Here is a 22,906-nt window from a genome sequence, read left to right as displayed (position 1 = left end):
GGGTCCGGCGGTACCTCAAGGAACGAGCGACCGCGTTCCCGGACGACCGGGCGGCCGTCTGTCTGACCAATGAACATCCGGCTGGGTGCGTGCGCGCAGGAGGGGCGGGAACCGGCCACGGGCCACCTGCCGCAGCAGGGGCGGGAATCGGCCACGGGCCACCCGCGCGTCCGGCCCCTGCGCCGGGGGCGGTGCGGGCCGTAGCCTGCCCGAGACGGCTCCCGGCACCCGCGGGGGAAGTGGCGCGCTGTGCACGGAGTCGAAGTCGGCCCCCGCTTTTTGTACAGATGCGGCTCATGACGGCAGGGGCCGGACCGGTGCTTGACTGGAGCCATGGACAAGCGAGTTGAGGACCGGCGAACGCAGCCGCAGTTCGAGCTCCGCTGCGGCGGGCTGCACGTCGTCATCCAGCGGTTCCCCGTCTGGCTCATCACCCTCGTGACCACGGCCACCGGCACCGGGGCCGCCTGGTGGACCAGCCGGTAGGCGGATGCCGTGGTCACGGCAGGGGCCCCATTTCGACGGCCGCGCAGCGCCAGCGCAGGTCCGGGCCCTGTTCGAGGCGGAAGGCCATCGCCGAGACGCGGTCGCCCGTCGCGATGCGGGCGAAGGCCTCGATGACGCCCGGGCCGGGGTGGAAGCGCCCGCAGTGCCGCAGGACCGGGCGCAGGCGTTCGCGCCCGGGGCCGTGGGCGAGGCCGGTGGTGGCCAGGGTGACCAGCTGGTCGTAGGCCGGACCCACGGTGAGGCCGAGCAGGGAGTGCACCGGCCGCTGGCCGCTGACCACCGCGAGCAGCCGCTGCGCGAACCAGTCGTGCGGGCCGCGCGGCCGGCGGGGGCCGCACGGGCGGCGCTGGTCGTGGCGGCCGGGGGGCCGGGCGGTGTTCCTGGTCATGGCGGTCGTCCCCGAGAAGTCCGGGCCCGAGTGGTACCGGGCGGTAACTTGGTAGGGGATCTTCTACGGGCCCCGCTCACCCTCCGCAACGGTCCCGGCGGGGCCCGCCGGGAGCGGGCCGCGTTCACCTATCCGAGTGCCCCGCCGGGCCCGTCCCCCGGCTCCCGGTGCGCGCCGTGGTGTCCGGGGTGGACGCGGCCGCGCCGCGAGGCAGCAGCCCGAAAGGGGACGGCCGCCGCCGCAAAAGCCCGTACAGCCGTATCCTGAGGGCGTTTGACGACTACCGAAAGCAGCCGGCCATGCGCGTGTACGTCCCCCTGACCCTCCCCGGGCTCGCCGAGGCGCACCAGGCGGGTGAGCTGGGCCCCGCCCCGCTGCGTGCGTACGCGGTCACGCCCGGCCTGCGCGAGTGGTACGTCTCGGACGACATCGAGGAGCTGGAGTACGCCGCCCTGAGCCGGGCCGCGGCCGCCTCCCTGCGGATGCTGTCCGAGGACCCGGCCGCCCCCCGCAAGCGGGTCGTGGTCGCCGTCGACGTCGACGACAAGGCCGCCACCGCCACCCCCGGGCTCGACGAGGCCACCCTCGGCCAGGTGACCCTGGCCGGCGCGGTGCGGCTCGCCGTGGCCGCCGCCGTCCACGTGGACGCCGAGGACGCCGAGGACGACGTCAGCGCCGCCGCTGCCGCCGTCCCCGCCGCCGACGGCGGCGACGACGACGCCCGGTTCACGGTGGACGGCGCCGAGGACCACGAGCTGCTCTGGTTCGGCGTCCAGGAGATTCCGGGGCTGCTGAAGTGAGTATCCCGGCCACCGCCACCCGCCCCGGCAACCCCTCCGCGCCGGTCCACATAGTCTGGGACTGGAACGGCACCCTGCTGCACGACATCGACGCGGTCCTCGCCGCGACGAACGCCTCCTTCGCCGAGTTCGGCTTCGCGCCGGTCACGCTGGAGCAGTACCGCGACCTGTACGTCGTGCCGGTGCCGAAGTTCTACGAGCGGCTGATGGGCCGGCTGCCCACCGAGGCGGAATGGGCCGTCATGGACGACACCTTCCACCGGTACTACTGGGCCGCCGCCGATGAGGCCGGGCTCACCGAAGGCGCCCGGGAACTGCTGCACGACTGGCAGGCGGAAGGGCTCACCCAGTCCCTGCTGTCCCTCGCGCCCCACGAGAAGCTCCTGCCGCTGGTCCAGGCGCACGGAATCGAGCGGCATTTCCTGCGCGTCGACGGACGGGTCGGCCCCTCGCACACCTCCAAGGCCGGACACCTCGTCCGCCACATGGCCGCACTGGCCGACAGCGGGGTGTCGGCCGGACGCACGATCCTGATCGGCGACGCCGTCGACGACGCGCTGGCCGCTGCGCACGTAGGTGCGAGAGCCGTCCTCTACACGGGTGGTTCGCACAGCCGACGCAGTCTGGAATCGGCGGGTGTCGACGTCGTCGACACGCTGGCAGAGGCCGTACTCACTGCTCGTCGTCTGGCCGAATAAGTACTTGCACGAACCCGCCCGCGTCACTGCGCACTACGTCAAAGTTCAGGACCTGCTTTTGTACAGATCTGGTGCGTGACGGACAGGGGGTGCGGCGAGATAGCCTGGTACCCGTGATCAGCGCGATAGTCATCGGAGGCACCGCAGCCTCCGGCCAGCGCCCGGCGCACGACCGTGCCCGGGCCTTCGCTGATCCCTGCCCCCGGGAGTCCGTGCCGATCATGGCCTGTTCCCTCCCGGCCGGCTCTCACCACGGCACGGCGCCGATTCCGGACGGACACCCCGCCTGGCGGCGCTACGTCATTCCTTCCTTCACCTACGTCACGCAATGGCGCGCGACAGGAGCCAGAGGACATGCAGACCAAGCTGGACGAAGCAAAGGCCGAGCTGCTCACGAGGGCGGCCCGGGTAGCTGAGAACAGCCCGGCCGGGGGGCTACTTCCGACTGGGTCCGAGCAGGGGGAGCGTCCCGACCGGGACACGACTCTCTCCTACCTCCAGCGCTACTACCTGCACACCGCACCCGAGGACCTGTTGGACCGGGACCCGGTCGACGTGTTCGGGGCCGCGCTCTCCCACTACCGGCTGGCCGAGAAGCGCCCGCAGGGCACCGCGAACGTCCGCGTGCACACCCCCACGGTCGAGGAGAACGGCTGGACCTCCAGCCACTCGGTGGTCGAGGTCGTCACCGACGACATGCCGTTCCTCGTCGACTCCGTCACCAACGAGCTCTCGCGCCAGGGCCGCGGCATCCACGTCGTGATCCACCCCCAGGTCGTCGTCCGCCGCGACATCACCGGCAAGCTGATCGAGATCCTCGGCCCCGACTGCGACGCCCACGGCCCCCGCACCGCGCGCCCCCACGACTCCCTCGTCGAGTCCTGGATCCACGTCGAGATCGACCGCGAGACCGACCGCGCCGACCTCAAGCAGATCACCGCCGACCTCCAGCGCGTCCTGTCCGACGTGCGCGAGGCCGTCGAGGACTGGGAGAAGATGCGCGACGCCGCGCTGCGCATCGCCGACGCCCTGCCCGACGAGCCGGTCGCCCCGGACCTGCGCGAGTACGAGCTCGAAGAGGCCCGTGAGCTGCTGCGCTGGCTCTCCGACGACCACTTCACCTTCCTCGGCTACCGCGAGTACAACCTCGTCGACGACTCGCTGGCGGCCGTCCCCGGCACCGGCCTCGGCATCCTGCGCTCCGACCCGCACCACAGCGGCAAGGACGACGGCCACCCGGTCTCGCCGTCCTTCAACCGGCTGCCGGCCGACGCCCGCGCCAAGGCCCGCGAGCACCGCCTGCTGGTGCTGACCAAGGCCAACAGCCGCTCCACCGTGCACCGCCCCTCGTACCTCGACTACGTCGGCGTGAAGAAGTTCGACGCCGACGGCAACGTCGTGGGCGAGCGCCGCTTCCTCGGCCTGTTCTCCTCCGCCGCGTACACCGAGTCCGTGCGCCGCGTCCCGGTCATCCGCCGCAAGGTCGCCGAGGTCCTCGAAGGCGCCGGGTTCGCCCCGAGCAGCCACGACGGCCGCGACCTGCTGCAGATCCTGGAGACCTACCCCCGCGACGAGCTGTTCCAGACCCCGGTCGACAAGCTCCGCGAGATCGCCACCTCCGTCCTGTACCTCCAGGAGCGCCGCAAGCTGCGGCTGTACCTGCGCCAGGACGAGTACGGGCGCTACTACTCGGCCCTCGTCTACCTGCCGCGCGACCGGTTCACCACCGGTGTCCGGCTGCGGCTGATGGACATCCTGAAGGAGGAGCTCGGCGGCATCAGCGTCGACTTCACCGCCTGGAACACCGAGTCGATCCTCTCCCGCATCCACTTCGTCGTCCGCGTCCCGCAGGGCACCGAGCTGCCCGCGCTGACCGACGCCGACGTCGAGCGCGTCGAGACCCGCCTGGTCGAGGCCGCCCGCTCCTGGGCCGACGGCTTCGGCGAGGCCCTGGTCGCCGAGCTCGGCGAGGAGCGCGCCGCCGAACTGCTGCGCAAGTACGGCACCGCCTTCGCCGAGGGCTACAAGGCCGACCACTCGCCGCGCGCGGCCGTGGCCGACCTGTGCCACCTGGAGCGGCTCTCCGCCGGCGAGGGCGACTTCGCGCTCTCCCTGTACGAGCCGGTCGGCGCGGGCCCGGGCGAGCGCCGGTTCAAGATCTACCGCACCGGTGAGCAGGTCTCGCTGTCCGCGGTCCTGCCGGTGCTCCAGCGCCTGGGCGTCGAGGTCACCGACGAGCGCCCGTACGAGCTGCGCCGCAGCGACCGCACCAACGCCTGGATCTACGACTTCGGCCTGCGGATGCCGCTGACCGCCGCCGGCGACCACTACCTCGGCGACGACGCCCGCGAGCGCTTCCAGGACGCCTTCGCCGCGGTCTGGCGGGGCGACGCCGAGAACGACAACTTCAACACCCTGGTCCTGAGCGCCGGGCTCACCTGGCGCCAGGCCGTGGTGCTGCGCGCGTACGCCAAGTACCTGCGCCAGGCCGGCGTGAACTTCAGCCAGGACTACATGGAGGACACCCTCCGCAACAACGTCCACACCACCCGGCTGCTGGTGTCGCTGTTCGAGGCCCGCCTCTCGCCCCACCGCCAGGCCGCCGGCACCGAGCTCATCGACGCCATGCTGGAGGAGCTGGACGGCGCGCTCGACCAGGTCGCCTCGCTCGACGAGGACCGGATCCTGCGCTCCTTCCTCACCCTCATCAAGGCGACGCTGCGCACCAACTTCTTCCAGCTGAACGCCGCGGGCGAGCAGCACGCCTACGTGTCGATGAAGTTCGACCCGCAGGCGATCCCGGAACTGCCCGCGCCGCGCCCGGCCTTCGAGATCTGGGTGTACTCCCCGCGCGTCGAGGGCGTCCACCTGCGCTTCGGCAAGGTCGCCCGAGGCGGCCTGCGCTGGTCCGACCGCCGCGAGGACTTCCGTACGGAGATCCTCGGCCTGGTCAAGGCGCAGATGGTCAAGAACACCGTCATCGTGCCCGTCGGCGCCAAGGGCGGCTTCGTCGCCAAGAACCTGCCGGACCCGTCGGTGGACCGCGACGCCTGGCTCGCCGAGGGCATCGCCTCGTACAAGATCTTCATCTCCGCGCTGCTCGACATCACCGACAACATGGTCGGCGGCGAGGTCGTGCCCCCCAAGGACGTGGTCCGCCACGACGAGGACGACACCTACCTCGTCGTCGCCGCCGACAAGGGCACCGCGACCTTCTCCGACATTGCCAACGGCGTCGCGGAGGCGTACGGCTTCTGGCTGGGCGACGCGTTCGCGTCGGGCGGCTCGGCCGGCTACGACCACAAGGGCATGGGCATCACCGCCCGCGGTGCCTGGGAGTCGGTCAAGCGGCACTTCCGCGAGCTCGGCCACGACACCCAGACCGAGGACTTCACCGTCGTCGGCGTCGGCGACATGTCCGGTGACGTGTTCGGCAACGGCATGCTGCTCTCCGAGCACATCCGCCTGGTCGCGGCCTTCGACCACCGGCACATCTTCATCGACCCGACCCCGGACGCGGCGACCTCGTACGCCGAGCGCCGGCGCCTGTTCGAGCTGCCGCGCTCCTCGTGGGCCGACTACAACACCGAACTGCTCTCCGCGGGCGGCGGGATCCACCCGCGCAGCGCGAAGGCCATCCCGGTCAACGCGCAGGTGCGGGCCGCCCTCGGCATCGAGGCGGGCGTCACCAAGATGACCCCGGCCGAGCTGATGCAGGCCATCCTCCAGGCCCCCGTGGACCTGCTGTGGAACGGCGGCATCGGTACGTACGTCAAGGCGGCGACCGAGACGCACGGCGACGTCGGCGACAAGGCCAACGACGCGATCCGCGTCAACGGCGGCGACGTCCGCGCCAAGGTGATCGGCGAGGGCGGCAACCTGGGCCTGACCCAGCTCGGCCGCATCGAGTTCGCCCGGATCGGCGCCGGCGGCGAGGGCGGCAAGGTCAACACCGACGCCATCGACAACAGCGCCGGCGTGGACACCTCCGACCACGAGGTGAACATCAAGATCCTGCTCAACGCGGTCGTCGCCGACGGCGACATGACCGTCAAGCAGCGCAACAAGCTGCTGGCCGAGATGACCGACGAGGTCGGCAGGCTCGTGCTGCGCAACAACTACGCGCAGAACGTGGCCCTGGCCAACGGTGCGGCCCAGGCCCCCAGCCTGCTCCACGCCCAGCAGCGCTTCATGCGCCGCCTGGAGGGCGACGGCCTGCTGAACCGGAGCCTGGAGTTCCTGCCCACCGACCGGCAGATCCGCGAGCTGCTGAACAACGGCAGGGGCCTGACCCAGCCGGAGCTCGCCGTCCTGCTGGCCTACACCAAGATCACGGTGGCGGACGACCTCATCGCCACCGTGCTCCCGGACGACCCGTACCTGCGCCGCCTGCTGCACGCGTACTTCCCGGCGGCGCTGGGCGCGAAGTTCGCGGACCAGATCGACGCGCACGCGCTGCGCCGCGAGATCATCACCACCGTCCTGGTCAACGACACCGTCAACACCGGCGGTTCGACCTTCCTGCACCGTCTGCGGGAGGAGACCGGAGCCTCGGTCGAGGAGATCGTCCGGGCGCAGCTCGCGGCCCGCGAGATCTTCGGGCTGGCCGAGGTGTGGGACGCGGTCGAGGACCTGGACAACCGCGTCGCGGCCGACGTCCAGACCCGGGTGCGCCTGCACTCGCGGCGCCTGGTCGAGCGCGGCACCCGCTGGCTGCTGAACAACCGGCCGCAGCCGCTGCAGATCACCGAGACGATCGAGCTCTTCGGTGAGCGGGTGCGCCAGGTCTGGGACGAGCTGCCCAAGCTGGTGCGCGGCGCGGACCTGGAGTGGTACCAGTCGATCGTGGACGAGCTGGCCGAGGAGGGCGTGCCGGACGAGCTGGCGGCCAGGGTCGCCGGATTCTCCTCGGCCTTCCCGACGCTCGACATCGTCGCGATCGCGGACCGCACCGGCGTGGACCCGCTGGACGTCGCCGAGGTGTACTACGACCTCGCCGACCGCCTGGACATCACCCAGCTGATGGACCGCATCATCGAGCTGCCGCGGGCCGACCGCTGGCAGTCCATGGCCCGCGCCTCCATCCGCGAGGACCTGTTCGCGGCGCACGCCGCGCTGACCGCCGACGTGCTGGCGGTGGGCAACGGCGACTCCACTCCCGAGCAGCGCTTCAAGGCGTGGGAGGAGAAGAACGCGGCGATCATCAGCCGGGCCCGGACGACCCTGGACGAGATCCGGGGCTCGGACGACTTCGACCTGGCGAACCTGTCCGTGGCGATGCGGACGATGCGCTCGCTGCTGCGCGCGCACAGCTGACCCTGCGGGGCGTTGACGGGTGAAGGGCGGCCCGGGATCTCGGATCCCGGGCCGCCCTTCGGCATGCAGGGATCCGGCAGTCGGGAGCCGGGCTCGGGAACCGGGCTCAGGAACCGGGAGCGCGGACCGAGCCGGTGCTCGAACCGGTGGGGTCGCCCAGGAAGCAGATGACGTTGCGCTCGCCGAGGTCCCAGGTGGAGGACTGCGGATAGTTGTAGATCGGCGTCATCTTCCGGGGGAGCTTGGCGGCGTCGCCCGCGTAGGCGGTGAGCGCGGCGCTGCCGCACTTCTCGTCGGCCATCCGAACGATCTTCTCCTTGCCGGGGTACGGACCGTCCGCCAGCGCGAAGACGGCGTACACCTCCCCCTCGTGGGGCTGGTCGCAGGGGACCACGCGCACCGACACGGCGGCTTGTTCGTCCTTCTTCGCGGTCAGATCGTCGTCCGTGGTGAAGCAGTCCCCCTTGCGGACGTCTTCCGTATCGCTGGAGCCCTCTTCGGTGACGTGACCGCCGGAGTCGCGCTGGGGACCCTCGTCCAGCACTCCGAAGAAGACCAGCGCGAGCACGGCGGCCACGCCGAGGACGAGGAGCGCCAGGATGGTCCGCAGCCTCTTCTTGCGCGGCGTCTGCGGCCCGGGCGGCCCGGGCTGTCCCGGCTGGCCGGGCTGTCCGGGCTGTCCCCACCGGGGGAAGGGATCGGGCGGCGGCGGTGGCGGTGGTGGCGGTCTGGACATGGTGCACCGGCCTCCTTGCAGGGGGGAGCCGCAGCCGACAGCCGGACGGTGACACCGCGGCCGCCGGGCCTGCGCGGGCGCACGGCGCCCGGAGACGGCCGGCTCCGGCATGCTCGGTGAGCTGCCGGCGGCCCGGTCTGCGCGCGGCGGCGACGACGGGCGGCGACAGGGCCGCTTCCCGTCCGGCGTGGTGCACTACCCACGTTACCCAGGGCGGCGCGGCCACGCCCCTCGTGACGGCGCCGCGCCCTGTCAGCCGCGCGTGAAGGCCTCGTACGCGTCGCAGACCTCGGCAGAGGGGCCGTCCATGCGGAGGGTGCCCGACTCCAGCCAGATGGCGCGGTCGCACGTTTCGCGGACCGTGCCGATGCTGTGGCTGACCAGGAAGACCGTGCCCGCCTGGGCGCGGAGTTCCTCGATGCGGGCCTGGCTGCGGCGCTGGAAGGCGGCGTCGCCGGTGGCGAGGGCCTCGTCGATCATCAGGACGTCGTGGTCCTTGGCGGCGGCGATGGAGAAGCGCAGCCGGGCGCCCATGCCCGAGGAGTACGTCCGCATCGGCAGGGTGATGAAGTCGCCCTTCTCGTTGATGCCGGAGAAGTCGACGATGTCCTGGTAGCGCTCGCGGATCTGCTGTTTGGACATGCCCATCGCGAGGCCGCCGAGGACGACGTTGCGCTCGCCGGTCAGGTCGTTCATCAGGGCGGCGTTCACGCCCAGCAGGGAGGGCTGGCCGTGGGAGTAGATCCTGCCGCGGGTCACGGGCTGGAGGCCGGCGATGGCCTTGAGCAGGGTGGACTTGCCCGATCCGTTGCTGCCGATGAGGCCGATGGCCTCGCCCTTGTACGCGGTGAAGCCGACACCCCTGACGGCGTGCACCTCGCGGACGCCCGGGGCGGGCTTGCGGGAGAAGATCCGGCTCAGGGCGGCGGTCGCGGTGCCCTTGCGCGAGCCGGCGCCGTGCACCGTGTAGACGACGTGGACCTCGTCGGCGATGACGGTGGGGACCCGGGCGGCGGGAACCGCCCCGGACGGCATGCGGGTTGCCGTTGCGGTTGCCGTTGCGGTGGACGTTGCGGTGTCAGCCACGGCCGTACTCCTCTTCAGCCTTCCAGAAGTAGATGAAACCGCCGACTCCGGCGAGCAGCGCCCAGCCGATGGCGACGGCCCACACGTGCCGGGGCAGTGCGTGCGGGTTGAAGCCGTCGATCAGCGCGTACCGCATCAGGTCGATGTAGACGGCCGCGGGGTTGAGCTTGAGCGCGGTCATGACCCAGTGCGGCAGGTCGTCCTTGGTGAGCATCCGGTCGATGGACCACATGACGCCCGAGGAGTACATCCAGGTCCGCAGGACGAACGGCATCAGCTGGCTGACGTCCGGGTTCTTGCTGCCGATGCGGGCCATCACCATGGCGCAGCCGGCGCAGAAGACGGCCATCAGCAGCAGGGTCGGCGCGGCCAGCAGCCAGCTCGGGTCCGGGGTCTGCCCGAAGGCGAGCAGCAGGAGGACGAGCGCGCCCATGCTGACGAGCAGCTGCTGGAAGAGCTGGACGACGGTGGAGATGGGCAGGCTGGCGCGCGGGAAGTGCAGGGCGCGCACCAGGCCGAGGTTGCCGTGGACGGCGCGGGTGCCCGCGTTGACGGAGCTGCCGATGAAGTCCCAGACGAAGACACCGGTGATCAGGAACGGCAGGTAGTCGGGCACACCGTGGCTGGCGTGCATGACGATGCCGAAGATGAAGTAGTAGACGGCCGCGTTGAGCAGCGGCGTCACCAGGTGCCAGACCTGGCCGAGCTTGGCCGTGCTGTACGTGGCGTGCATCCGGGCGGTGGCGTACGCGGTCACGAAGTGGCGGCGGCCCCAGAGCCCGCGCACATAGCCGGGGAGCGAGGGGCGGGCGCCGCTGACGGTCAGCCCGTGGGCTGCCGCCAGTTCTGCGGGGGTGGTGGTCACGGTCGTCGCTTTCGGCTGGGGGCGCGCCCCGGCGGTCGGCCGGGACGGCGATGGGACGGGTCCGCATCGTCGCTACGGCGAGGTTAGGGCGCGTCGCGTCGGAACGCAACCGTATCGTCGTGACGGGCCGCGGCTATGCTCTGTGCATGACCACCAACCCCTCCCCTTCTCCCGCCCCCGCCCGCCGGACCCCCGCCGGCGCCGCCGTCCTGCGCGAGGACGTCACCGAGGCCATCCGGGCGGCGGTCGTGGAGGAGCTGGCCGCGGTCGGCTTCGCACGGATGTCGATCGAGGGGATCGCCCGGCGGGCGGGCGTCGGGAAGACGGCCGTCTACCGGCGGTGGAAGTCCAAGCTCCACCTGGTCCTGGACCTGGTGGGCGCCTTCGCGGCGGAGGGCCTGCCGGTTCCGGCGACGGGCACCCTGTACGGGGACGTACGGGCCCTGCTGGAGGTGATGTCACACGTGCTGCGGCACCCGGTGGCCTCGGCGGTCATCCCCGACCTGCTGGTGGAGGCGGCGCGCAACCCCGAGATCGCCGACGCCGTGCGCGGGGCCCTGCTCGACGGGGAGCGCAGGATGGCCGAGGGCATCGTCTCGGAGGCGGTGGCCCGGGGCGAGCTGCCCTGCGGCGTGGACGCCGGGCGGGCGCTCGACCTGGCGATCGGCCCGCTGTACTGGCGCCAGGTCGTGGTCCGCGACGAGGTCCCGGCGGCCCACCTGGACGACCTGGCCCGCTCCGTGGTGGCCGGCCTCGTGGCGGCCGGCCCCGAACGGGACTGAGCTACCGCGTGTAGAACGCGACCCGGAAGCCCAGGTCCACGTACGCGTTCTGCGGCGGGTCGTACGAGCGGAACTGGATCCGGCGGGCCAGCGGCTCCCGCGAGAACCACGAGCCGCCGCGCACGATCCGGTCGCCCAGGGCCCCGATGTCCTCGCGGCCCGGCCGGGTGTCGTCGTACGGCCAGGCCAGCGACCGGGTCCACTCCCACACGTTGCCGATCATGTCCTGGGGCCCGCCCTCCCGGGCCGCCCACGGGAACAGGCCCACCGGCACCGAGCGCTGGGTCCAGCCCCGCTCGGTCCGCACGTGGGCCATGCCGTCCTCCCACCGGGTCCCCCACGGGTAGGGCACCGACTCCGCCCCGCCCACGCAGGAGCACTCCCACTCCGCCTCCGTGGGCAGGTGCGCGTAGCTGTCCGCGTCCAGCACCCCGCGCTCGTGCAGCCGCTTGGTCAGCCAGCGGCAGTACGCCACCGCCTCCCACCAGTTGACCCCGACGACCGGCTGGGCGGGTTGGTTGTAGCGCGGGTCCCACCAGTACAGCGGCACCCTGCGCAGCAACAGCTGGTCCACGTACTCCTGCAGGGACTCCTCGTCGATGATGCCTTCCAGCATCTCCTTGCGCAGATGGATCCGCTGCGTGTCCGTCGACCCGGCGCGGGGGCCGTCCGGGGCGTCGATGAACGCCGCGTCCTGCGCGACCCACCGCCGGGCCGGCCCCTCCGGCCAGCAGTCGGCGTCCCGGTAGCCGCCGGAGGCGACGAACTCCGCGTAGTCCCGGTTGGTGACCGGGAGCGCGGAGATCCGGAACGACTCGATCGTCTCGATGCGCTGCGGGTACCAGTCGATGTGCCGGTACTTGTCGTCCTCGGAGTTCAGCGGCGTCGTGGAGCCCACCGGATAGGAGCCGGCCGGGACGGTGCAGCTGCGCTCCACGAAGTCCAGGCACCGCTCGTCCCACGTCGACGGGTTGAGCTGGGCGTGCACGGTGGCCGCCCGGTCCCGGGTCTCCAGGTCCCGGCCCCGGTCCCCGACCGCCGCCGCGACCGCCTCCGACACCGACCGGCGCAGCTGCCGTACGAGCCCGAACGGTTCCGTGCCCGGCCGCGCCGCCGCCAGGATCACCAGCAGCTCGCCGGCGAGCAGCCACAGCGGCAGCCCTTCCCCGGCCGCCTCCTGCGCGGCGCCCGCCAGTTCCGCCGCGGCCCCCGTGACCAGACGGTGTCCCTCGGCCGTGGTCTGGGCGCTGGCCCAGTAGCGCAGCGGGGCGTGCCAGATCGGGTTGCGGCAGAGTTCGACGATGGTCTCGGAGTCCCGTCGGGCCAGCGCGCAGCCGGCGAAGTAGTCGCGGAAGAGGTTCTCCCGGAAGGAGAGCCGGCTCGCGGCGTCCACGGCGAGTATCCCGTGGCCCTTGCGCAGGAACTGCACGTAGTCGACGACGGCGGGATAGGCGTCGAGGAACTCCAGCTCCTCGCCCAGCGCCCGCTGGATCGGCTCCTGGACGGCGGCCGCGGAGATGGAGTTCACCTCCGGCTGCGCGGACCGCAGCGAGGTGATCGAAAAGCCCAGCTCCTCGATGATCCGCTGTATCTCGGTGTCGTAGCCCGGCCGCAGCAGGCACGGATCGGCGGCCGCCGCGGCCCGCCGCCGGGGGCGCTTGTGCAGGAACTCCTCCCCGGCCAGCCGGCAGAAGTGCCCCACCGAAGTGGGGACTTCCTGATTGCGCTCGGTGGAGACGACCAGGAGGTGCAGCAGGTACGGGACCCGCGCGGCGGACGCCAGGGCGCTGTCGCCGCGGATGGCCGCGATGAGCCGCTCGGAGAGCTTTCCTTCGTGAGGTGGCATCAGCTGGTGAACCATCCGGTGATGTAGTTCTCTAGGTCGCGCTGCTTGGGCGGCCGCAGGACGTACGCGCTGACATCGCGCGAGCGGGCGCACTCGGCGGAGAACCAGCTCGAATCCGAGATGGTCACCAGGGCGCGCAGGTTCCGGTAGTGCACGTGGAGCTGCGCCAGGGTCTGCAGGACCGTGCGCGGCGACCAGTTGCCTGAACTCGCGTGCGAGTTCAGGGGGACGTCCTCGACCCCGTCCACGAAGAGGAAGGCGCGGTCGAGGGAGTCCCGCAGCAGGGTGCGCGCGGCGCCGCCGTAGACCCCGATCCCGGAACGGGACACCGCGGCCTCGGTGACCGCCTCGGCCATCGCCGCGAAGTCCCCCTGCGCCGGTACGGCCAGGGCGTTGACCAGCAGCGGTACGGGCGCCTGCGGATCGCCGGCCAGCGCACGCTCCGCCAGCAGCGAGGCGTAGTGCAGGCAGACCGAGGTGCGCCCGGAGCACGGCGGTCCGACGAGCACCACCGAGCGGCCCGCCCCGTGCAGGACGACCCCGTCGAGCGGCAGGCCCGGCGCGTCCTCGTCGCCCGGCGGGGCGGTCCTGGCCAGGGGGTCGATCTCGCGGACCTCCCGGGGGATCCAGACGGCGTCCAGCGGCCGGTCCGGGAACCGGCCGGCCTCGGCGCCCTCCTGGCTGGTGGTGGACAGGGCCCGCAACGCGCCCAGGTAGTGGACCAGCTCCACGGGAAGCTCCTGCCGCTGCGGGCCGTCCGCCTCCGGTCCGGGCGCCGGGCCGGCCTGGCCGGTACCCGTACCCGGCTGGTCCGGGACGCGCTCGCCCGTACGGCGGTGTCCCTGCGGATTGATGCGGACGGCTCCGCGGCGTGGGCCCGGCGGTCCGGTGCCTTCTTCAGGGGTCATCTCACCTCACCATCAGGGGGCGGTCGGGTGCCACGAGGCCGGCTCGGGCACCGCGGTGACGCGCCCCAGCTCCGACCGGCGCCAGAACCGCCCGTCACTGTCTGCGAAGACGAACAGCAGCGGCAGCGCCCGGCTCTGGTCCGGCTGGACCGCGAGCGGGACCTCGTAGTCCGTCCGGCCGGGCACCAGGGGCCCCAGCTCCTCGTGGCACAGGTGGACGGAGCCGTCCGTGCTGTCGGCCCGCCACCGGAAGACGGGCAGGGTGGTGGAGTTCTCCACCTGGACCGCCCAGTACGGCTCGTCGGCGTCCGACAGCACCGTCATCCACGCGGCCAGGGCCGTGCGCTGTCTCCTGCGTTCGCGGTTCTCGGACCGCAGGACCGTGCCGACGGCGGCCGTGACCGCCCCGACCTGGCCGAGCCCGCTGACCCAGTCGCCCCAGGTCCCCGCCGTGTCGTGGTCGAACTGCCTCCCGTACGGCTGGAGCCCCCACAGGGGCAGGGACAGCAGCAGCACCACCCCCGCCAGCAGTCCCCAGCGCATCCACGCGCTACGCCATACCGCCCTCAGTCCTGCTGCCCCTGCCAATCCGTCCGCCCCTCACAGGAATCGCCGCGGGTCCATCACACGCAGGGCCTCCGCCTGGGCGGAGGTCAGCTCCGTCCCGGCCAGGACACTGCGCACCAGCGCCGCCGTGATCGGGGCGAGGGTGACCCCGACGCCGAAGTGGCCGGTGGCCATGACCACCCTGCCCTCGGCGTCCGATTGCCCCACCAGGGGGTAGCCGTCGGCCGTGCCCGGCCGGATCCCGGCCCACGACCCGGTCAGCCGCCAGTCCCGCGAGGCGGGGAACACCAGCCGCAGCGCGGCCAGCAGCCGCTCGGTGGCGCCGTCCTCCGGCTCCTCGTCCCAGCGGCCCTGGTCGTACGTGACGCCGACCACCACGCGCCCGTCGTGGCGCGGGACGGCGTACGAGGACACGGTGGTGCCGTCCACGGCGACCTTGCAGTACACGTGGTGGCGCAGCGGATAGTCCCTGCTGCCCGGCACCACCAGCTCCGCCGCCTGGCCCCGTACGGGGAACTGCCCGCCCGGCCGGGTCGGCACGAGGTCCGGGCTCCACGCCCCGGCGGCCACCACGCACCGGTCACCACGGACCAGCCCGCCGTCCTCCAGGCGGACCTCCACCCCCTGGCCGCGCGGCACCAGGGCACGCACCCTGGCCCCCGCCCTGACCTCGATCCGCGGATCCCTGCGCACCACCGTGCGCAGCGCCGACATCAGGACCCGCGGCTCCAGCGCCCCCTCGCTCGGCAGCCGTACGGCCGACAGCACCGGCGAGAGCAGCGGCTCGGCCCGGGCCATGCCGCCCGGGTCCAGCTGCTCCACCCGGAAGCCCTGCTCCACCCACTGGGGCACCAGCTGCTCCTGGACGCGGCGCTGCTCGACGGGGTCCAGGGCCACCTGGAGCAGACCGGAGTCCAGGAACGGCACGCTGATCCCGGACCCGGCCTCCAGCTCCGCCAGCCACTGCGGGTACATCTGCCGGCTCGCCTCGGCGAACTGCCGCAGCGGGCCGCGGCAGAAGTCGTCGCTCTGCGGGGTGATCCCGCCGATGGCCGCCCAGCTCGCCGCCATGCCGGTGTCCCGACGGGCGTCCAGGAGCACGACCTTGTCGAAGAGGTCGCTCGCCGCTGCGGCGACCGAGCAGCCTATGACGCCGGCTCCGACGACGACGAGTGCGGAGCCCATGCTCAGCTGCTCCCGTTGACGACGTACGAGTCCTGCTCTCCCGTCACGACGTTGACGATGGACTGGATGCACTTGACCGCCATGGCGTCGCGGGCGTCGTGCGTGAGCGAGCCGATGTGCCCGGTGACCAGCAGCCGCGACGCGGGCAGCGCCAGCAGCTCCGCGCGCTCCGGGGTGTCCTCGTCGTAGAAGCCGTCGAACGCGGCCGAGCGGATACGGCCGCTGGACAGCCCCTGGAGCAGGGCCGCCGGGCTGACCACGGAGGGCCGCGCCGTGTTGACGAGGGTGACGCCGCCGGTCGGCAGCAGGCCGATCTCGTCCACGCCGATCATGCCGCGGGTCTCGGGGGTGTCCGGGACCATGACGACCAGGTTCTCGGCCCAGGACAGCAGGCTCGGCAGGTCCTTGTAGGCGATGCCCAGACGCTCCTCCACCTCCGGCTTGCGGGTCCGGGAGTAGTACGCCGTCTCCGTCGCGAGGCCGAGGGCGCCGATCTCCGCGATCCGGGTCCCGATGGCGCCCAGCCCGATGATGCCGAGGCGGTGCCCTGCGAGGTCGTGCTGCTTCTCCTCGCCGCCGGAGCGGCCGGCGCGGTAGTCGTCGGCGTACGCGGGGATCTGCCGTCGCTGGGCCAGCAGCAGGCCGATCGTGAACTCGGCCACGCTGTTGGTCAGCGTCCCGGGGGTGTTGGTGACGGCGATGCCCAGCTCGGCGGCGGCATCGGCGTCGACGAAGGACTGGTAGCCCACCCCGAGGAAGCCGACGACCTTGAGGGACTTGGCCCGGGTCAGTGCGGCGCGCGAGGCGAACTCGTCACCCCCCAGCAGGTAGGCGGTGCACGACTCCAGCTCCGTGCCCAGCTCGTCCTCACTGAGCAGGCCCGGCACCGAGTGCACCCGGAAACCGGACTCGGACAGGCGGTCGAGGTGCTTCTGCGCCACGCTGCTGCCCGTTACGAGGATCTTTCCCAGATCGGCCACGCAATACCCCAAACATCGGATGGTCGGACTGAATGGTCATGCGAAGAGATCGGCCAGCCTGTCGTAATACCGCATCCGCGCGGAGACGGAACTGCGGGCGGCCGTCAAGTAGTCCTGGGCCAGTGACGGATCCTGGGCGATCAGCTCGGATGCTATATGCGCGATGAGAGCCGAGTGCTCCGTATCCTCATAGATGTTGGCGTTCAGGAAGTCCCCGTGGTCGACTTCGGGCGCCGCGCTTTCGAAAGCCCTTTTGACTGCGCCGTATTCCGGTACGAGCATCTGCTCGTTTCCCACTCCGAGCGCGCCCAGCGCGGCGACCGGGGAGCTCATCGCCGAGGCCAGGTCCCGCAGGAAGGCGTAGGTGGGTTCCGCCGGGGTGACGGAGTCCGGCTCGATGCCCATGCTGTGCGCCAGCTTGTGCAGCAGCCAGGGGTGGGAGGCCCGCGCCACGCCGTCCTTCACGCCTCCGTGCTCCCCTTGGAGGACCAGGTTGAAACGCGCCCGCTGGTGGACGTTCACCAGCGCGCTGGAGGTCAGGCCGAGCAGCTGCGCGAAGACCCCGGTGACGAACAGTTCCTGCGACACCCAGAACTCCAGGGCCGGCCGGGAGTCCGCCGCCAGGTCGAAGAACGGGTGCCGCTCGACCCCGGTGCCGGGGACCAGCCCGGCGGCCTCCTCGACCACCGGGTGCAGGGGCACGGACTCTGCGGGCAGGAAACGTGCACCGTACTGCCATTGAACGAAGTTCGATTCCACGAGCCGGTCGGCCAACTCCGTGCTCCACGGTCCGGTCAGCACCATGGTGACACCTCTTCCGTATCGGGACGCCCGACGGTCCACAGGGCAAAGGCGCTCCCATAGTGGCGCAGAAGGAGGCGACCCGCTGGCGAATATCCGAAGCCGTCGGGGACCGCGACTACGGCCGGAGTCCGGGTGTGCTCAGCGGGGCCAGAGTGGGTGCGGGGGCCGGAACAGGGGTGCAGGCCGGGGCCGCGGGAGCGGGGCGGCGGTCGGCCGGCGGGATCACCGCCGGGACCGGCACCGGCTGGCCCAGGAAGACCCGGCGCACGACCCGCTCGGCGGCGTGCCCGTCGTCGAACGTGCAGAACCGGGCCCGGAACGCCGCCCGCAGCTGCGCCGAGCGCGACCCCTGCCAGTGGCCGGTGGTGAAGATGTCGACCAGCTCGTCCGCGGTCCGGGCGATCACACCCGGGGGACAGGAGCGCAGGTCGAAGTAGGTGCCGCGGGCCGCCTCGTACGCCTCCCAGTCGTCCGCGTGGATCACCATCGGCCGGTCCAGCGCCGCGTAGTCGAACATCAGCGACGAGTAGTCCGTCACCAGCGCGTCCGACGCCAGGCACAGTTCCTCCACCGACGGGTACGAGGACACCTCGATCAGCCGGGGATGGCGCACCGGAGGGTCCCCCGCCGCACCGGCGTACGTCAGGTGCGTGCGCCTGAGCAGCACGAAGCGCGGCCCCAGGTCCCGCAGCACCCGCTCGTAGTCCAGGTGCTCCGGCCGGCTGCGCCGGTAGTCCCGGTGCGTGGGCGCGTACAGGATCGCCGTGGACCCCTCCGGGATGCCGAGCTGCTCGCGCAGCCGCAGGACGTCCTGCGCGGTGGCCCGGTGGAACACGTCGTTGCGCGGATAGCCGTACTCCAGCGTGGTGTAGGCGGCGGGCACGGCCTTCTCCCACACCAGGGTGGAGTGGCGGTTCGCGGACAGCAGGAAGTCCCACTGGTCGGCGCCGCGCAGCAGACCGGCGAAGTCCGTCGTCGGGGTGGCCGCCGGGCGGTCCTGGAGGTCCAGCCCGACCCGCTTGAGCGGGGTGCCGTGCTGGGTCTGCAGCAGGACCTGGCCGGGCCGCTTGACCAGGGCGCGGTCGAAGTTGACGTTCGTGGTGAGGTACGTGGCCCTGGCCAGGGCCGTCCAGTACGCGGCCGAGCCCGGCCGGAGCATGGCCGTCTCCGGCGGGAGCGTGCCCGCGTGCTCCGGCCCGCAGATCCACGCCGTCCGCATCCGGGGCGCGAGCTCGCGCAGCGTGGCCTCGATCGCCGCCGGATTGCAGGCGTAGCCGCCGTGCCAGTACGCGGAGAAGACCGCCAGCTCCGGCCGCAGCGGCAGCAGCCGCTGGAGGCGGTAGTGCAGGCGCAGCCCGCTCTCGCGCAGTCCCCGCCCCAGGAGCACGGTCCCGCGGCCCGCCGCCAGCGACGCCGAGCGCAGCACCGACAGGGTGCGGTACGTCCGGCGCAGCCCCAGCCGCATCAGGCTGTGGCGGACCCGGTCCGTCCGGGACAGCGACAGCGGCGGTGAACCAGGGGCGCGGTAGCGGCGCAGCAGCACCGACGCCCGCGCGAAGAACTCGGCCCGGCTCGCCCGCGGGAGCCGGCGCCGGTCGGCGTACAGGGCGCAGAAGTGCTGGGCCATGCGCCGGTGCACGGTCGGCCGCCAGCGCTCCAGCTCCGGGCGGCTGCCGAGGTAGCCGAAGACCCGCTCGTACTGGTCGAAGACGTCGAGGTGGCGGCGGCTGGTGGTGGTCAGGATCGAGCCGGTGCGCCGCTGGCGGTAGTGCACGCACACCCGGTCCAGGACGGCCACGGACTCGGCGGCCAGCAGCGCGGGGTAGGTCCAGGGGGTGTCCTCGTAGAGGCCGGGCGGGAAGCTCAGGCCCTCGCGCTCGACGTAGTCCCGGCGGTACGCCTTGTTCCACACCACCGTCAGCATGCCGAGCAGCGCCGGGCGGTCCGCCAGCCGGAAGCTGGCCGGGCCCTCCTCGGAAAGCCGGTGCGAGAGGCGGTTGCGCACCAGCTCCCCGGTGCAGAAGATGCGCGCGTAGTCGTAGACCAGTACGTCCGGGGAGCCCGTGTCCTTCAGCCGGTCGGTGATGGCCTGGAGGGCGCCCGGCGCGAGGGTGTCGTCGCCGTCGAGGAAGACCAGGTAGTCGCCGGTGGCCCGGGCCAGACCCACGTTGCGGGCCGGGCCCAGGCCCAGGTTGTGCGCCAGGTGGACGGCGGTCACCCGGGGGTCCCGGGCCGCGTACTCGTCGATGATCGAACCGCAGGCGTCGGGTGAGGCGTCGTCGACCGCGATCAGTTCCAGGTCCCCGTACGACTGGGAAAGGACCGAGTCCAGACTCTCCTGCAGGTACGCCTGCACCTTGTACGCGGGCACGATGACGCTGAACCGGGGCACGGCACATCCAGGGGTCGGCGCGGGCATGGGCTTCCCCGGCCACCGCTGGCGGGGTGCCCCAGGGGAACCCCTGCTCCTCGGACGGGGTTACGCAGGGTGTGGCATTCGGGTTACGGAGCGTCAACGCGGGCGCGAGCGCGGGGATCTGGCCGCTGTCCAGGGGGTGTCGGGGAGGCGGGGCGGGGTGGCCCGCAGGGTGCCGGCCGGCCCGGACCGGCCCCGGGGGCCGGGGGCCGACTGAGCGGTGGTGGGGACCTGCGAGAAGAGGGGCACGGCCGCTGCCCTGGGCGGTGGGCGGGGCGGGGCCGGGTGGCGCGTAGGGTGCGGCCAGTCCGGACCGGCCCCGGGAGCGGGAGCACCCCAAACGGCGGTCGGGACCTGCGAAAAGAGGGGGCACGGCCGCTGTCCTGGGCGGTGGGGGAGGCGGGGCGGGGTGGCGCGTAGGGTGCCGGCCGGCCCGGACCGGCCCCGGGGGCGGAAGAACCCCAAACGGCGGTCGGGACCTGCGAGAAGAGGGGGCACTGCGGGGGCGTTGGCAGGTAGAGGCCCCGCACGGACCCGCACCCGAGCGCGGGCCCCCTCTCTTCGCAGGTTCCTACCTCCGGCCGGCCCCGATCCCGCTTTCGGGGCCGGTCCGGGCCCGGCGGTCGGTGCTCTGTCTCCTCGCCTGCACGCCCCGCTTTCGAGCCCGGTCCGGGCGGGCTGGCAGGTAGAGGCCCCGCACGGACCCGCACCCGGGCGCGGGCCCCCTCTCTTCGCAGGTTCCTACCTCCGGCCGGCCCTGATCCCGCTTTCGGGGCCGGTCCGGGCCCGGCGGTCGGTGCTCTGTCTCCTCGCCTGCACGCCCCGCTTACGGGCGCGGTCCGGGCCGTCGGCTGGTGCCCAGTCTCCTCGCCTATTTGACCGCGCCCGCCATCACCCCCGTGACGAACTGCCGCTGGAAGGCGAAGAACACCACGAGCGGCACCACCATCGACAGGAACGCGCCGGGAGCCAGGACGTCGATGTTGTTGCCGAACTGCCGTACCTGCTGCTGGAGGGCGACCGTGACCGGCGGGTGCGCCGAGTCCGCGAAGACCAGGGCGACCAGCATGTCGTTCCACACCCACAGGAACTGGAAGATGCCGAGCGAGGCGATCGCCGGGCCGCCCAGCGGCAGCACCACCCGGGTGAACAGCCGCAGTTCACCCGCCCCGTCGAGGCGGGCCGCCTCCAGCAGCTCGCGCGGGATCTCCGCGAAGAAGTTGCGCAGCAGGAACACGGCGAACGGCAGCCCGAACGCGGTGTGGAAGAGCACCACCCCGGCCGTGGTCTCGAACAGCCCGATGGAGCCGAAGAGTTCGGAGACGGGGATCAGCGCCACCTGCACCGGCACCACCAGCAGCCCGACCACCACCAGGAACAGCCAGTCCCGGCCGGGGAACTCCAGCCAGGCGAAGGCGTATCCGGCGAACGCGCCCAGGACGAGGACGAGGGCGGTGGCGGGGACGGTGATCAGCACCGTGCTCAGCAGTGATCCGGTGATCGTGTCGTTGGCGAGCAGGGCCGAGTAGTTCTCGGTGGTGAGCCGGGAGGGGGCGGCCAGCACCTGCCACCAGCCGCCCGCGTTGAGGTCCTTGGACGACACCAGGGACGACAGCAGCAGCCCGAGCGTCGGCACCAGCCAGAACAGCGCGGCCAGGACCAGGAACACACGCACGGCCCCGGCCGTCGCGGCGGCCGCGAGTCGGCCGGCCCGGGCGGCCGGACGGGCCTGGGCAGAGGAGCTCATCGGGCTCCCTCCTTACGCAGCCTGCGTATGTTGTAGAGCATCACCGGGACCACCAGCACCAGCAGCAGCACCGCGATGGCGCTGCCCAGCCCCGGATCGGCGTCCGTGCCGAAGGACGTGCGGTACAGCTGGAGCGCGAGCACGTTCGCGTCGTCCTGGACCGAGCCCGGCGCGATCACGAAGACCAGGTCGAAGATCTTCATCACGTTGATGACGAGGGTGACGAGCACCACCGCCAGCACGGGCGCCAGCAGCGGGACGGTGATCCGGCGGAACACCTGCCACTCGTTCGCCCCGTCGACCCGCGCCGCCTCCAGCAGCTCCCGCGGTACGGCGGCCAGCCCGGCCCCGATCAGCACCATGGCGAACCCGGCCCACATCCACACGTACGCCCCGATGACCGCCGGGGTGACGAGCGTCGGACCGAGCCACTCCACCCCCGCGTACGCCTCCTTGAAGTTCGACGCGGGAAGCCGCAGCAGCGCCCCGTCGGCCTTCGCGGACAGGGTGAAGGTGCCGTCGGCGCGGGTCGTCGCCGTGTCCACGACCCGGCCGTCCTTGACCGCCTCGATCCGCATCCCGGAGAAGCCGGACTCGGCGGGGTCGACCGCATTGGGCCGGCCGCCGCCGCCTCGGGTGAAGTCCTGCCAGGCCGTCCCGGTGACCTTGCCTGGCTCGGCGGCGGCGGCAGCGGCCGTACGGGTGCCGTCGGGCAGGGCCTCGGGCGCGACCCCGACGAGCGGCAGCAGCACCGGCACCCCGGCCCGTACGGGATCCCGGGTCACGAAGCCGCCCGCGGCGGCGCCCTGGGCCGGCACCAGGGGGGAGTCCCGGCCGGGACGGGCCTTGGGGAAGGCCGAGGACGGGGCGAAGGTGTCGTGCACCCCGACCCACACCGCGTTGGCCACCCCCCGGTCGGGGTCCTGGTCGTAGACGAGCCGGAAGATGATGCCCGCCGCCAGCATCGAGATCGCCATCGGCATGAACACGAGGAGCTTGAACGCGGTGCCCCAGCGGACCCGCTCGGTGAGCACCGCGAAGATCAGGCCGAGGGCGGTGGCCGTGGTCGGCGCCAGCACCACCCACACCGCCGTGTTCTTCAGGGCGGTGCGGATCGTGTCGTCCTGCAGGATCTCCAGGTAGTTGTCCCCGCCGACGAAGGCGTCGCCGGAACGGTCGAAGAAGCTGCGGTAGACCGAGTAGCCGATGGGGTGCACGACGAGCGCGCCGAGCAGTACCAGGGCCGGCAGGAGGAACGCCGCCGCGATCAGGCGG

The 22,906-nt window shown here is 72.4% G+C and carries 18 protein-coding genes; 5 read left to right on the top strand and 13 right to left on the bottom strand.

Annotated features, from left to right (window positions below; all coding sequences use genetic code 11):
• Window positions 1–333: 333 nt before the first annotated feature.
• Window positions 334–486, top strand: coding sequence for a hypothetical protein (locus tag ABZ128_RS08725; RefSeq protein WP_356846942.1), 153 nt, complete (start codon window positions 334–336; stop codon window positions 484–486).
• A gap of 13 nt (window positions 487–499) precedes the next feature.
• Here the strand turns inward: ABZ128_RS08725 and ABZ128_RS08720 are convergent, their stop codons facing one another.
• Window positions 500–895 carry an Rv3235 family protein gene (locus ABZ128_RS08720; protein ID WP_356846941.1) on the bottom strand — a complete coding sequence of 132 codons (396 nt, stop codon included), beginning with the start codon at window positions 893–895 and terminating at the stop codon, window positions 500–502.
• 299 nt (window positions 896–1,194) lie between these two features.
• Here ABZ128_RS08720 and ABZ128_RS08715 point away from each other — a divergent pair, with 299 nt between their 5' ends.
• The 3 genes from ABZ128_RS08715 to ABZ128_RS08705 all read left to right on the top strand — a co-directional run bounded on the left by ABZ128_RS08715 (window position 1,195) and on the right by ABZ128_RS08705 (window position 7,709).
• Window positions 1,195–1,695 carry a hypothetical protein gene (locus ABZ128_RS08715; RefSeq protein ID WP_356846939.1) on the top strand — a complete coding sequence of 167 codons (501 nt, stop codon included), beginning with the start codon at window positions 1,195–1,197 and terminating at the stop codon, window positions 1,693–1,695.
• A complete protein-coding gene (locus ABZ128_RS08710) occupies window positions 1,692–2,393 on the top strand; it encodes an HAD hydrolase-like protein (RefSeq protein WP_356846938.1) in 702 nt (233 codons plus the stop codon). The genes ABZ128_RS08715 and ABZ128_RS08710 overlap by 4 nt, the downstream gene beginning before the upstream one ends.
• A gap of 354 nt (window positions 2,394–2,747) precedes the next feature.
• Window positions 2,748–7,709, top strand: coding sequence for an NAD-glutamate dehydrogenase (locus ABZ128_RS08705; protein ID WP_356846937.1), 4,962 nt, complete (start codon window positions 2,748–2,750; stop codon window positions 7,707–7,709).
• 106 nt (window positions 7,710–7,815) lie between these two features.
• Here ABZ128_RS08705 and ABZ128_RS08700 read toward each other — a convergent pair whose 3' ends face one another.
• From ABZ128_RS08700 to ABZ128_RS08690, 3 genes are all read right to left on the bottom strand, one after another.
• Complete coding sequence (locus tag ABZ128_RS08700; RefSeq protein ID WP_356846936.1) at window positions 7,816–8,445, bottom strand: septum formation family protein; 630 nt, start codon at window positions 8,443–8,445, stop codon at window positions 7,816–7,818.
• 252 nt (window positions 8,446–8,697) lie between these two features.
• Window positions 8,698–9,480 carry an ABC transporter ATP-binding protein gene (locus tag ABZ128_RS08695; protein WP_356846962.1) on the bottom strand — a complete coding sequence of 261 codons (783 nt, stop codon included), beginning with the start codon at window positions 9,478–9,480 and terminating at the stop codon, window positions 8,698–8,700.
• Window positions 9,481–9,523: 43 nt separating this feature from the next.
• Complete coding sequence (locus ABZ128_RS08690; RefSeq protein WP_356846935.1) at window positions 9,524–10,396, bottom strand: ABC transporter permease; 873 nt, start codon at window positions 10,394–10,396, stop codon at window positions 9,524–9,526.
• 146 nt (window positions 10,397–10,542) lie between these two features.
• On the opposite strand from ABZ128_RS08690, the gene ABZ128_RS08685 reads away from it, so the two are divergent.
• The gene (locus ABZ128_RS08685; RefSeq protein WP_356846933.1) at window positions 10,543–11,178 is read left to right on the top strand and encodes a TetR/AcrR family transcriptional regulator; all 636 of its coding nucleotides are present in this window, start codon (window positions 10,543–10,545) and stop codon (window positions 11,176–11,178) included.
• A gap of 1 nt (window position 11,179) precedes the next feature.
• Here ABZ128_RS08685 and ABZ128_RS08680 read toward each other — a convergent pair whose 3' ends face one another.
• The 9 genes from ABZ128_RS08680 to ABZ128_RS08640 form a co-directional block, all read right to left on the bottom strand.
• A complete protein-coding gene (locus ABZ128_RS08680; RefSeq protein ID WP_356846932.1) occupies window positions 11,180–13,024 on the bottom strand; it encodes an SUMF1/EgtB/PvdO family nonheme iron enzyme in 1,845 nt (614 codons plus the stop codon).
• The gene (locus ABZ128_RS08675) at window positions 13,024–13,932 is read right to left on the bottom strand and encodes a hypothetical protein (protein WP_356846930.1); all 909 of its coding nucleotides are present in this window, start codon (window positions 13,930–13,932) and stop codon (window positions 13,024–13,026) included. Before ABZ128_RS08675 ends, ABZ128_RS08680 begins: the two co-directional genes overlap by 1 nt.
• Window positions 13,933–13,944: 12 nt before the next feature.
• Complete coding sequence (locus ABZ128_RS08670) at window positions 13,945–14,475, bottom strand: hypothetical protein (protein WP_356846929.1); 531 nt, start codon at window positions 14,473–14,475, stop codon at window positions 13,945–13,947.
• 57 nt (window positions 14,476–14,532) lie between these two features.
• Window positions 14,533–15,684 (bottom strand): FAD-dependent oxidoreductase, encoded by a 1,152-nt coding sequence (locus ABZ128_RS08665; RefSeq protein WP_356846927.1) that lies wholly within the window; start codon window positions 15,682–15,684, stop codon window positions 14,533–14,535.
• Between the two features lie 2 nt (window positions 15,685–15,686).
• Window positions 15,687–16,664, bottom strand: coding sequence for a 2-hydroxyacid dehydrogenase (locus ABZ128_RS08660; protein WP_356846926.1), 978 nt, complete (start codon window positions 16,662–16,664; stop codon window positions 15,687–15,689).
• A 36-nt stretch (window positions 16,665–16,700) separates the two neighbouring features.
• Entirely contained in the window at window positions 16,701–17,468 is a 768-nt protein-coding gene (locus ABZ128_RS08655) for an iron-containing redox enzyme family protein (RefSeq protein WP_356846925.1), read from the bottom strand.
• A gap of 115 nt (window positions 17,469–17,583) precedes the next feature.
• Window positions 17,584–19,860: a bifunctional glycosyltransferase family 2 protein/CDP-glycerol:glycerophosphate glycerophosphotransferase gene (locus ABZ128_RS08650; protein ID WP_356846923.1), complete on the bottom strand. Its 2,277-nt coding sequence runs from the start codon at window positions 19,858–19,860 to the stop codon at window positions 17,584–17,586.
• An 895-nt stretch (window positions 19,861–20,755) separates the two neighbouring features.
• Window positions 20,756–21,631, bottom strand: coding sequence for a carbohydrate ABC transporter permease (locus tag ABZ128_RS08645; protein WP_356846921.1), 876 nt, complete (start codon window positions 21,629–21,631; stop codon window positions 20,756–20,758).
• On the bottom strand, window positions 21,628–22,902 hold the full coding sequence (locus ABZ128_RS08640) for a sugar ABC transporter permease (protein WP_356846960.1): 1,275 nt from the start codon (window positions 22,900–22,902) through the stop codon (window positions 21,628–21,630). The genes ABZ128_RS08645 and ABZ128_RS08640 overlap by 4 nt, the downstream gene beginning before the upstream one ends.
• Window positions 22,903–22,906 lie beyond the last annotated feature (4 nt).

The sequence above is a fragment of the Streptomyces sp. NPDC006326 genome (assembly GCF_040612915.1).
Lineage (GTDB): Bacteria > Actinomycetota > Actinomycetes > Streptomycetales > Streptomycetaceae > Streptomyces.
This window is presented reverse-complemented; position numbering and strand designations above follow the sequence as displayed.